Here is a 10,819-nt window from a genome sequence, read left to right on the forward strand (position 1 = left end):
CCGTTTTGGGTGTGCAATCTTAATATTGGTACGAAGGAGAAGGGTGATGGTCTTGCCAAATGAGCCGCTACCGTGGCAGTCTAATGTCAACGAGACGTTTATTCCCCTCATGTTTGATCGTGAGGTGGTGGGGTTTTGCAAGCCCGAGTACGCCGCAAAGCTAGCTCATGTGATGAACGATGAGCAAAAAGCACGCAAGGCGCTTTATCTCGTCTGTGCAGATTTTGTGAAGCGCTCCCAGGGTCGGGTTGGCAATGTGGATGAACTGGTGGAGGAATACTTAGAGCGGGCAGCTATTCCTCGCACAGGAGCCAGGGCGATCGCGCTTCTGCTCAAGAATCGCCAAGAAGAATTAGGCGTAACGGATAAGGAATTTGTGACCTTCTGTGACTCCTATCGTCTATCTCCCGAGAAACTCAAAGACATCTATAGTGGTCAAGGCACCATTGAAAGCACTCTCTTTGCCCCCATTGCCCGCGTCTTAGGGCAGTCTGTGGAAGAAGTGGTGCAAATTATTCAAGGATAACTAGCATGGACTGTCTGCACGTGCGCGGCATCCGTGCTTATGGATATATCGGTGTATTTCCCGAGGAACAGGTTCTGGGGCAATGGTTTGAGGTTGACTTAACCCTCTGGCTCGATCTTGCCCCGGCAGGACAGAGCGATCGCCTGGATCAAACCTATGACTATTCCACCATGATTCCTCGGGTTCAACACCTTATCCAAACCAGTCGGGTAAAGCTCGTGGAAACCCTGGCAGAGACCATCGCTGCTGACATTCTTGAACAAGCTTCCCTGCACCAAGTACGGGTGATGCTCATCAAGCGACCATCCATCCCAAACTTCGATGGATCGATCGCCGTGGATATTACTCGTCCTCGTGGTTCTGACTAGCGGCTTGGGCGATCTGAGCTTTCACCTGCTGCCAGAGACGCTCAAATTCTGCCAAGCTATAGTCTTGCAGAGGGCGATCGCTGGCCGCTTCTAGCATCGAAAAGCGCTGTACAAAGCGGTGGTTCGTATCCGCCAAAGCCACGCTAGGATCCAGATCATACCAGCGGGCAAGGTTGATCAGCGTGAACAATACATCGCCGAGTTCATCCTGCTGATGGGCTTTATCTCCAGAGGCGATCGCTTCCTGGAATTCGTCCATCTCCTCCCGAAACTTATCCCAAACGCCGTCTACCGTATCCCACTCAAAGCCCACCGCCGCCGCTTTTTTAGAAATTTTCATGCCGGCGATAATTGGCGGCAGCGATCGCGCATAGCGAGATAGACGCGGCGACAGGCGAGCGATAGCACTATCAGACGTCGCCTGTTCTTCCGTCGTTTTAATCTGCTCCCAGTTGCGATGCACCTCATCCACCCCATCCACCTGCACCTCACCAAACACATGGGGATGGCGACGGATCAGCTTTTCGGTAATCGCTTGAGCCACATCGTTGAGATCAAACTGTCCATACTCCTGGGCAATCTGCGCCTGGAGCACCACCTGTAATAACAGATCCCCTAGCTCATCAGCGATCGCCTCGGGCTGACCCTGGCGGATCGCATCCACCGCTTCGTAGGCTTCTTCAATAATGTAGGGCGTCAGACTTTCTGGAGTTTGGGCCAAATCCCAAGGGCACCCCCCCTCAGGCGATCGCAACTGGGCAACGACCTCAATCAGGCGCTGCAAGGCTTCTAGAACGTCGGTGGATGCAGGTGCGTTGGACATAGTTCTCCCCAAAAACGACTGCTTTCAGTGTATCGGCTTCAGGCAGGATAGATAGATTCCAGGGGCGATCGCCTTTTGGGTCGTCTGAGCAACGTCGTTTGTCCTCAAGACAGGCTACGCCAACGTAAAACGTCTCCCAAAGCGAGAAAGCCACAACCCATTCAGCGTTCTGCAGGGGCGGATCTGCCTTCTAGGCTAGTGGTGGGGATGGCCGGGAGCGATCGCCCGGCCATCCACCATTGGGTTACCTAGATGCTTCTAGAGTCCGGTGGGTAGCCCGGTGGCCTTGCCACGCACGCTAGTGACAATGCGCCCCCAGCCCGATTCGCCTCCCTGATCCCAAAAAATTCGCTGCATGGTGTCGTAGGTGTATTCATCAAAAATTCCCCCAACGCCCACATCATAGGAATTGCTAGAACCATGGCGCGTGCCGTAGGGATCATGCACCAACCAAGCCTTCTTCACCGGATCATGGCCAACAATGACGCAAATATGGCCTGATCCCTTATAGGCAAAGCCCACCACAATGGGAACGCCCACCTTCAGCGAAGCAAGCACATCCTTAGCCGACAAAGAATAGCTGAAATAGGACTCAATGCCCAGGGCTCTCAACGCTTGCGTTTGCGCACCGTGATCGATGGTGTCGCCATACTTGCCAACAATGCGCATAAACACTGACTCCGGCTCCTGATATCCCGACTGCTTGGCCTTTTCCGTCAGGGCTCCCTTGAGCAAATAATCGGCCAGCATGGTGTTACTCGTGGTGTTGCACTGCCGCCAACCGGGGCCAAAGATCGCCGTGTCGTTATTGAGTTGGGAGCAATACTTCACCGGCAGCTTAATCAGTTGGTTGAGATCATTGACCTGGGGCGTTGCCCCCTCAAGCTTGATGTGGGGCTCATAGGCATAGACGACCTGTAGCTTATGCACCTTGTCTTGAGCGGTGAGCGGAGATGCAAGAACTAATCGCATATGCTGATTGCGATCGGGGGAATAGTCCGATACAAAAAATGCCTGTCCTTGGGGCACATAGATTTTTTCGGAGTCGGCTAGGTCACCGGATCCCAGCACTTCTTTCTTGAGCACAGTGTTCAGTTCAGCGATCGCTTTCGGCATACATCAATCTCCAAAAATCAAGGTAGAAGACCGCAGACAACGCCAGAATGTTGGATCAAGCTCCTGGGGCTGCATTACTTTATACATCCAGAATGCCTGATTTACTCAGAATTAGCACGGATCGTTTTGTTTTTTTTGCAGTCAGATTTTTTTCGTTGGCATACACCTATCCTTGCTCTACAGATCGTCTCTCAGGAAGATTGCTGATCGCCCTTGGCAACCATCGTTGAGGGGTAGCCAGTTGATAAACGGATGCGTATCTCTAGGAAGATCGTTACACTTAGCTAAACATTGCTCACCTTCAAACACAGGGCTGCCCATATGGCGCATGACAGAGAGGGCGATCGCCCCATCAGCAAAGATGACTTTCTATATCCTAGAAGCTCATATCACGGCGATTTCACGCCACAGAACCTGGCGTTCAATGCAAATTTACAAGAATTTGCTCAGCGTATCGGTATTTTGTGCAACTTAGAAACCGGCGGCAAGATTAGCTCCTCCGCTGCCTATGATGAAATTAAACAGATGTGGAAGAAGCTCAAGGCTTCCAAGAGTGAGCTGCTGGATGCACCACCGCCACAAAAACCCGATCTGCCTGAGAACTAATGGCCTCGTTTCCCCCAGCATCTAGCCCCTAACGGCAAGATATATCGTCTGGTAATCCCACGTCGGCAGTATGTCACACTAGTGGTAGGGAAGAGGAGGCGTAGGTGGTTGCGGGCGCAGGTCGTCCGAGGAAAGTCCGGGCTTCCGAAAGACCAAACTTGCTGGGTAACGCCCAGTGCGGGTGACCGTGAGGATAGTGCCACAGAAACATACCGCCGATGGAGCTTTGGCTCACAGGTAAGGGTGCAAGGGTGCGGTAAGAGCGCACCAGCAGCATCGAGAGGTGCTGGCTCGGTAAACCCCGGTTGGAAGCAAGGTCGTAGGAGCTATGGTTGGTCTTTTTCCAGCTCCGAGCGGGCTCGTCCCGCGTAATCCGCTAGAGGTGTTTGGCAACAAACATCCCAGATAGATAACCGCCCTCGCTGTGGGCAACCACAGATGAGAACAGAACCCGGCTTATGTCCTGCTCTTCCCTACCTTTTGATCGTGACTGCTCGTCGATGATAGCGGACAAAGACGGCATAGGCAGAGCAGGATGAGCATAGGAGGAACCATGACGCTTCAGAATCCTCGCCGGCAAAAAGAGCTAGGGCGGTTAATCAGCATATTAGGTCTTGAGTCTTCCCTGAAGCTCGACTGGCATCTGCTCGATCTAGCCCTCACCCATTCAACCTTCTCGAAAGACAACTATGAAGAGCTAGAGTTTGTGGGCGATGCGGTGCTGCGCTTGGCGGCGGCTGAGTTTTTGCTCGATCAACGGCCGCGTATGTCAGCGGGGGAGATGACGGCAATTCGTTCTATTCTGGTGAGCGATCGCAATCTCGCAAAAATTGCTGATGCCTATAATCTCCAGCGCTACCTCCTTGCTGACAACAGCGCCCTGAGCGATCCTCAAGGACAGGAAGCCCGCCTAGCAGCCTCCTTTGAAGCGGTTTTGGCGGCTCTCTACCTCAGCACCCATGACCTGACGTTGATTCGTCCTTGGCTCGATGGTCATCTCAAAACCTTGATGGATGAAATTCGCAGCGATCCAGCGTTGCAAAACTATAAAGGTGCGCTGCAGGAGTTGACCAATGCCCGCTACAAAACGCTGCCAGAGTATCGGGTGACGGAACTCAGCCAAGTGGATGGCGATATAGAACGCTTTGAGGCAGAAGTCTGGCTTCAGGAGCAGCGGCTGGGCGTGGGCCGTGGGCCATCCAAAAAAACGGCAGAACAGGCCGCGGCCCAGGTAGCATTTCTCACCCTCCGCCAAGGGGATGATTCGGCAACCCCTTCCAAGCCTCCGGCTTGATACCGCCCTCAGATAGTTCTCAGATCTTGTGCAGATCAGATCTTGTGCAGATCCACGCCCTCGCTCAGAGCTGGGCCAAGATCGCCTGCCAGACGAAAAAGACGGCCATGCCGACAGCGATGGTGAGCAGTAAATTTTTGCGCCATAGCCCTACCCCAATGGCAGCGATCGCCCCAATGAGCCGGGGATTGGTGTAGGTAAGGGCAATCTGTTGACCGTCCATGAGCACCGCCGGCACAATAATCGCGGTGAGCACCACCGGCGGCACGTAGCGCAACAGTTGCAGCATCCGGTCAGACAGAACAATGCGTCCACTCATAACGATGGGTACCGCACGAATGGCAAGGGTGGCGATCGCCATACTGCTAATTAACAGAACTTCTTGACTAGGCGTGAGCATGAATTCAGGTCGTTCCCAAAGGGTATACGTTGCTGGATGGAGAGGGAACAGCAAGTAGAACGTTCAGGCTAACCACTGGGCTAATCACTGGGCTAATCGCTAGACGAGGGACGAACGGTGGGGGGCTGCAAGGATTCGGCGATCGCCCCGGCCAAAATTCCCACCAGCGAGGCGACCATGAGCCCCAACTGATGGGGCAAGCCATGGGCCAGCAGCGCCACGCTACCCGCCACGCCCACCGCCACACCCATGGGGCGCGTCACTACGTAGGGAATCACCATACCGATAAAGGTTACGGCCATGGCAAAGTCTAAGCCTAGATTGGTAGGAATTTGCTGCCCCAGGGTAATGCCCAATCCGGTACAAAGCAGCCAGTTGCCATACATCAACACACCGGCCCCCAAACTATACCAATGTTTATGGGGCGAGGAATCAGCTTGGTTATAGCGGGCGATCGCTACCGCAAAGTTTTCATCGGTCAACCAAAAGCTCAGCAGCAGCTTCCAAGCTAGAGAATCGTGGCGCAGATGCGGCATCATGCTAATGGAATACAGCAGATGTCGCACGTTGACCACAATCGTCGTCACGATCACCAAGGGAATGGCCGTACCGCTCGCCAATAACCCTAAGGCAATAAACTGGGACGATCCGGCAAACACAAAGATCGACATCCCCATGGCTCCCGCTGCTGAAAGACCACTACCTGATGCTAGGGTGCCAAAAATGATACCAAAGGGTACAGCTCCAATCACGAGGGGTAGAATACCGCGCATTCCGCTCAAAACCTCATGCCTAGGAGACGGAACGCGATCGCTGGATGGGTTCATATATTCTCGGTGGGCAGACTAAATCTAGCCTAGCAGGGTCAGCCGACGGCTGCCCGAGCAGACCTAAGTTGAAGAGGGAATGAAGACTCCTCTAGTCATCCCCATGGATGGGCGATCGCTTGGCTATAATGCGAGATATTTAGCTCAGCTTTGAGGATGCAATCAACCTATGGCGGGTACTCGAAGATGGATTAAGGCGATCGCTGGTGTAGCGGTTATAGGTCTGTTACTACAGCTTTTCATCGAATCTCCCTGGAGTAAGCCTATCTTGACCTGGGGATTGATGGAATTCTTACCTGCCGATTCAGGGGCGGAGGTGGATGCCATTGTGGTGTTGGGGCGAGGTTCTTCTGGCTTCTTGATGGAAACTCGGACAGCGATCGCCACCCAGCTTTGGCAATCCGGTCGCGCACCGATGATTGTGGCTAGCGGTCGGCCGGAAGCACGAGCTATGATGGAGCACTTACAGAAGGAAGAGGGTGTTCCGACTACCGCACTCCTAGGGGAAGTTTGTTCAGAAACCACCGAAGAAAACGCGCTGTTTACGGCTGCCCTCTTGCAGCCCACCGAGACAAAGCGTATTTTGCTATTGACGGACTCTCCCCATATGCTGCGATCGTTCCTGACGTTTCGTAGTTTAGGGTTTGACGTCATTCCCTATCCCACGCCTTTTTCCAAGGGCGGGGATACGATCTTTTCTGGACGTGTCTTATCTAAAGAGTATCGGGGTCTCTTGGGCTACGCCGCGGTAGGGCGGTTCCTGCCCCGCTCCTTCGATAATTCTTGGTACTTAGATAGCGATCGCTTACAGGAGGCTCTAGAAGGCGATTGCACGGTTACGCTCGACGAGCCTTCCTAAGCGAGAGTCCAGATATTGTGATGCATTCTAAATCGGGAAAGATTGACCGATTAGGCTAGCAAATCTATCGTCCTAGTTGAACTACAACTCCTAGATATTCTCGATAGGAAGCAATTTTGTTATCTTTAACATCAAAGGCGATCGCTGCCTGGTTTTCGTAAGGCTGTCCGGATAAAACACCTTGAGAACGAACTTCAAAGACAACGGTTGTGGCATTGGATGTTACCTGTTGAACAGTTAGGGTTAGCCCTTCCGGAAACATAACAGAAACCAACGCAAAAAACGTCTCCGCTCTTTCTCGTCCATGGTTCCATCCTTGAAACGGGCCAGCGGGGAACCAGAATGTAAAATCTTCACTCAGGCGATCTAAAAATAAAGACCAGTCACCGCTAGATAAGCCATGGGAAAAGTCCTGAAAGGCTATCTTTGCGATAGTCAACGTATGGACACTTGCTTCACTCATGATGGAATTTTATTGACAGACTATATAGTACGCTTGTTTTATCGCGTAGTTTCTTAACCAAATGCGATAGGGTCAGATTGCAAACCAGATTGATTGTTCAGGGAAATAAGCTTATAGTTCCTGATGATTGACCAATTTGCCCATTGTAATAACTTCCACCGTAATAATACCAACTCAGCGCCTCCAACCTGGATTTAGCCTGATCAGCCGTTAAGACCGATAGCTGCTCCGCCGTGATCATGCCAAGGTACCACCTCCCGGAGGCCGTAAAAGCTTCATGGTCATAGAAGTATCGCAGCCAATGCTGACCGCATCTCTGGCAGACGAGGACGGAGACCTCAGCAAAATAGCTATCCATTCCAAGTTCTCTACAGGTTGAGAGGTTTTGATAAGGGATAGTAGAGCATGTACAAGGCTCGTCTGGCTTCAACTGCTGATGGTTTGCTTGCATACATATACACCTTGCAATGTCGAAATAGATTTTGGGAAAACGCTTGATTATTACATCAGAAATCACCCTTCATTTATACTGTTATGATAAAACGCTTACTCAAACAAGCTTTACTTATGTCCTACTCCTCTTGGGCTCATAAATGCTTATCTCGCATCGGCATACTGATCAGATAAAAGGGAGTCCCCTTTTTGTTGGACTGAGCAAATGTAAGTATAAAGCAACTCATCGGCACTCCTTGTAGGAGTGCAGGCCCCTTCGCCCCTATTCCACCTCATACCATTATTCATCAAAGTCCTTTTCACTATGGATTTGCAGGGATAACAGCCGATTGAAGATAGTCAGTAGATTCAAGAAACTTAGCATCGTAACAACCAACGCAGAAGGCGATCGCCCCCTAGGAATCTACGCAGCCTCTCTAGTGAAAACACGGAAATTGCTAAATGTTAAGGTTGCTTTCTCCCGAAATATACAGAGAGCTATGATGATAGTGAACGAGTTAACTATTGACTTCAGCATTTTATTCATTCTCTTCTCTAACGTCGTTTCAGGTCAGCGATGGGGTTTTGGCTTAAGTATGATTCCTATTTCGTCTCCTTTCTTAGTACATCGAATTCTTCGATTCAGTCATTGATTTTGGTCTGGTCTGACTTGAACAAGTCGATATACTGAAGAACAAGGTAAAGAGGATATCTTGCTTAGCTCATAAACCTGCTTTTATTCTTGTTTATTCCTTCACCTTGCAGAATCATTATGGCTACTTATTCACTTGGAACACTGTCTAGCACCCCTGTTAGCCGCAATAACTATAGCGTCACGACGTTTGATAGCACAGATGTTTTTGCCTTTCAAGTAGTTGGAAGTCGCAGAATCGGACTTTTTTTGCATGATTTGTCGGCAGATGCAGACATTCGTCTCTATCGAGATGTCAACAATAATGGCTTTCTAGATTCTAGCGACACGCTGCTAGCTTCATCAACACGAGGTGGCACAAGCAATGATGTCATTGACTTTGGAGTATCTAGCGGGCGATACCTAGCCCAAGTCTCTCGCTTTTCTAACGTTTCTTCTATCTCCTACGATTTGGATTTGTCTGCTGTGTACGATGTGGGCACTGTCAGCACAAACATCGTTTCTCGGAATAGGTATTCACTCACTACCAGTGATCCAACCGATACATTTGAGTTTCGCCTTTCCAGCACTCGCAATATCAACTTGAGCTTGCATAACATTAGCCTCGGTGATGATGCTGATTTACGCCTTTATCGAGACAGCAACGTCAATGGAATATTTGATGCAAGTGATGCTCTGCTAACGAGTGCTTCCGCAGGGAGTAATCGCGATGACATCCTTAATTACAACGCTACAGCTGGAACCTATTTTGCCCAAGCCGTTCGGTATGCCCCAGGCAGCAATGGAAATGTATCGTATGATCTAGATATCTCTACAACTCCTTCAAGAACAGCCAGTAATTTATTAGCGAAAGAAGTGATAGTCGGCAATCTAACACGCGATCGCATCCTAAGTGGTGGTGTCGGCAGTACTGATACCACAGATACCTACTACTTCTCTCTCAGCACCTACAGAGGCGTCAATATCCGACTGGATGGCTTGTCGGCTGATGCAGACATTCGTCTGATACGCGATAGGAATAATAACGGTGTTGTAGATGCGGGAGAAGTTCTTAGATCCTCTAGCCGGGGTGGGACTAACGCTGATACCATCAACGGATATGACTTATCAGGCAACTATTTCCTTCAAGTCTATCAATACAGCGGAAACACATCCTACAGGGTAACTTTCGACCAATACGCAACGAGCTATGTCTAGAGCTTGCTAGAAGCTCTGTGAAGCTACTAGACAGTAATATCGCTCATCTTGGTTTATAGCTAAGATGGGCGATCGCTTCTTTAACAAGGCGCTTCTTTAACAAGGCGCTTCTTTAACAAGGCGATCGCTACACTATCAATTTTGATCCCCCGCTTCGCTGTCCCCTTGACAAGGTGGCTACAGACCTATGGGTAATGCCTAAGCTTTGAATGTATGGCGTGTCTCACCAGATTTAACATTATCAACTAACATCAAGTTATCTGATTTATAACGTAATTCCTAAAGCCGCCAATCACCGTACTGTGCTGAATAGCAGCATGATTCAGGATGTTGCTTAGATGAGGAATGAATTCACTGAACCAAGCCTTGCATCATGGGCTGTTCAGAAACGGATTCATCTCAGAAATCAGCAACGCCTGATTCTGCAACATGTTGCATGAAGTTTTAAATCTGGTAGCTAGAGGTTCATCACCTGGTTCAGCTACCCCAGAATCTGCAATACCTACCGTTGATTGCGCCTTTTGACCTAACTTCCTTCGCAGGTCTGCTCACATCTGGTCACGCATCTGCTGCTAAATGCTTTTGCATTGTCACGTCTGGAAGTAGACGATAACGGTGCTGTATGGGAGTAGGTCAGGGCATCATCTCCCCTACAGCACCTCGTTCGCTCCAATGCCTACCTTTTGCCCGCAATCGGTGGGCAGCAAGTCTAGGTCATTCCATCAAAAGCCACAGGGTGTCGCTAAATTAGAGGCTGACTTAGAGTATGAAGCTCTGGCTAGAAATCCTAAAGCTCCATGCAAAATGTTGCGGAACCATCCTACTATTCAGCACCCCCAGCCGCAGCCAACTCCGGGGAATTCCACTCAAAGAGATTAAAATCCAAGCAAGGGAAGCGATCGCCCCCACCCAACCTCACCACCCAACCTCACCGTCGAGCCTCAGCGGGACAAGCATTGTAACAACACGTTAAGAGATTTCGCTCTTTTTTTTAGCTCACCCAAAGCCTGAAAAAGCTTGCCTCTACTGACGTTCAAGAGATCGCAACCCACATCCACACCAGAAATATTGAATGAGGGGTTTGACCCCTCACCCCTTAGGTGCCATACTTTGTTATGTAGATGCACCCTGATGGTAGGGAGAGCCGATTGTCGCTCTCTCTTTTTTTCTAGGGCGGCAAAACTAGCTGGAGAGCCTTCTGCTCCAGGTTAGCTAAATAAGCTGCAGGGGAACGTCGAAAATGCCGTTGTTGATTG

At 50.3% G+C, this 10,819-nt stretch carries 11 protein-coding genes and 1 other RNA gene; 7 read left to right on the forward strand and 5 right to left on the reverse strand.

Annotated elements, in window-relative coordinates; genetic code table 11:
* Window positions 1–46 precede the first annotated feature (46 nt).
* Entirely contained in the window at window positions 47–526 is a 480-nt protein-coding gene (locus JUJ53_RS13270; protein ID WP_204152499.1) for a hypothetical protein, read from the forward strand.
* A gap of 5 nt (window positions 527–531) precedes the next feature.
* On the forward strand, window positions 532–894 hold the full coding sequence (folB, locus tag JUJ53_RS13275; RefSeq protein ID WP_204152500.1) for a dihydroneopterin aldolase: 363 nt from the start codon (window positions 532–534) through the stop codon (window positions 892–894).
* Here folB and mazG read toward each other — a convergent pair.
* Both mazG and JUJ53_RS13285 read right to left on the reverse strand, forming a co-directional pair.
* Window positions 869–1,717: a nucleoside triphosphate pyrophosphohydrolase gene (mazG, locus tag JUJ53_RS13280; protein ID WP_204152501.1), complete on the reverse strand. Its 849-nt coding sequence runs from the start codon at window positions 1,715–1,717 to the stop codon at window positions 869–871. The genes folB and mazG overlap by 26 nt on opposite strands.
* A 258-nt stretch (window positions 1,718–1,975) precedes the next feature.
* Entirely contained in the window at window positions 1,976–2,833 is an 858-nt protein-coding gene (locus tag JUJ53_RS13285; RefSeq protein ID WP_204152502.1) for a C39 family peptidase, read from the reverse strand.
* Between the two features lie 321 nt (window positions 2,834–3,154).
* Here JUJ53_RS13285 and JUJ53_RS13290 point away from each other — a divergent pair, with 321 nt between their 5' ends.
* The 3 genes from JUJ53_RS13290 to rnc all read left to right on the forward strand — a co-directional run bounded on the left by JUJ53_RS13290 (window position 3,155) and on the right by rnc (window position 4,733).
* Window positions 3,155–3,439, forward strand: coding sequence for a hypothetical protein (locus JUJ53_RS13290; RefSeq protein ID WP_204152503.1), 285 nt, complete (start codon window positions 3,155–3,157; stop codon window positions 3,437–3,439).
* Between the two features lie 91 nt (window positions 3,440–3,530).
* Window positions 3,531–3,913: RNase P RNA component class A (rnpB, locus tag JUJ53_RS13295), an RNA gene on the forward strand.
* Between the two features lie 79 nt (window positions 3,914–3,992).
* Entirely contained in the window at window positions 3,993–4,733 is a 741-nt protein-coding gene (rnc, locus tag JUJ53_RS13300; protein WP_204152504.1) for a ribonuclease III, read from the forward strand.
* 64 nt (window positions 4,734–4,797) lie between these two features.
* On the opposite strand, the gene JUJ53_RS13305 is transcribed toward rnc, so the two are convergent.
* The gene (locus JUJ53_RS13305; RefSeq protein WP_204152505.1) at window positions 4,798–5,133 is read right to left on the reverse strand and encodes an AzlD domain-containing protein; all 336 of its coding nucleotides are present in this window, start codon (window positions 5,131–5,133) and stop codon (window positions 4,798–4,800) included.
* Between the two features lie 92 nt (window positions 5,134–5,225).
* Window positions 5,226–5,960 (reverse strand): AzlC family ABC transporter permease, encoded by a 735-nt coding sequence (locus JUJ53_RS13310; RefSeq protein WP_204152506.1) that lies wholly within the window; start codon window positions 5,958–5,960, stop codon window positions 5,226–5,228.
* Window positions 5,961–6,129: 169 nt separating this feature from the next.
* Between JUJ53_RS13310 and JUJ53_RS13315 the strand changes: the two genes are divergently transcribed.
* Window positions 6,130–6,819, forward strand: coding sequence for a YdcF family protein (locus tag JUJ53_RS13315; RefSeq protein WP_204152507.1), 690 nt, complete (start codon window positions 6,130–6,132; stop codon window positions 6,817–6,819).
* Window positions 6,820–6,883: 64 nt separating this feature from the next.
* Here JUJ53_RS13315 and JUJ53_RS13320 read toward each other — a convergent pair whose 3' ends face one another.
* Window positions 6,884–7,282 (reverse strand): nuclear transport factor 2 family protein, encoded by a 399-nt coding sequence (locus tag JUJ53_RS13320; protein ID WP_204152508.1) that lies wholly within the window; start codon window positions 7,280–7,282, stop codon window positions 6,884–6,886.
* A 1,204-nt stretch (window positions 7,283–8,486) separates the two neighbouring features.
* Here JUJ53_RS13320 and JUJ53_RS13325 point away from each other — a divergent pair.
* The gene (locus JUJ53_RS13325) at window positions 8,487–9,563 is read left to right on the forward strand and encodes a pre-peptidase C-terminal domain-containing protein (protein ID WP_204152509.1); all 1,077 of its coding nucleotides are present in this window, start codon (window positions 8,487–8,489) and stop codon (window positions 9,561–9,563) included.
* The last annotated feature ends 1,256 nt before the right edge of the window (window positions 9,564–10,819 follow it).

This window comes from Leptolyngbya sp. CCY15150, from assembly GCF_016888135.1.
In the GTDB taxonomy this organism is placed as follows: Bacteria; Cyanobacteriota; Cyanobacteriia; order RECH01; family RECH01; genus RECH01.

What these genes read in the sequence shown, in the direction of transcription:
- mazG (WP_204152501.1), bottom strand. Translation starts at nt 1,717, where the DNA reads ATGTCCAACGCACCTGCATCCACCGACGTTCTAGAAGCCTTGCAGCGC.
- JUJ53_RS13290 (WP_204152503.1), top strand. Translation starts at nt 3,155, where the DNA reads ATGGCGCATGACAGAGAGGGCGATCGCCCCATCAGCAAAGATGACTTT.
- JUJ53_RS13325 (WP_204152509.1), top strand. Translation starts at nt 8,487, where the DNA reads ATGGCTACTTATTCACTTGGAACACTGTCTAGCACCCCTGTTAGCCGC.
- JUJ53_RS13270 (WP_204152499.1), top strand. Translation starts at nt 47, where the DNA reads ATGGTCTTGCCAAATGAGCCGCTACCGTGGCAGTCTAATGTCAACGAG.
- JUJ53_RS13285 (WP_204152502.1), bottom strand. Translation starts at nt 2,833, where the DNA reads ATGCCGAAAGCGATCGCTGAACTGAACACTGTGCTCAAGAAAGAAGTG.
- JUJ53_RS13305 (WP_204152505.1), bottom strand. Translation starts at nt 5,133, where the DNA reads ATGCTCACGCCTAGTCAAGAAGTTCTGTTAATTAGCAGTATGGCGATC.
- folB (WP_204152500.1), top strand. Translation starts at nt 532, where the DNA reads ATGGACTGTCTGCACGTGCGCGGCATCCGTGCTTATGGATATATCGGT.
- JUJ53_RS13320 (WP_204152508.1), bottom strand. Translation starts at nt 7,282, where the DNA reads ATGAGTGAAGCAAGTGTCCATACGTTGACTATCGCAAAGATAGCCTTT.
- rnc (WP_204152504.1), top strand. Translation starts at nt 3,993, where the DNA reads ATGACGCTTCAGAATCCTCGCCGGCAAAAAGAGCTAGGGCGGTTAATC.
- JUJ53_RS13310 (WP_204152506.1), bottom strand. Translation starts at nt 5,960, where the DNA reads ATGAACCCATCCAGCGATCGCGTTCCGTCTCCTAGGCATGAGGTTTTG.
- JUJ53_RS13315 (WP_204152507.1), top strand. Translation starts at nt 6,130, where the DNA reads ATGGCGGGTACTCGAAGATGGATTAAGGCGATCGCTGGTGTAGCGGTT.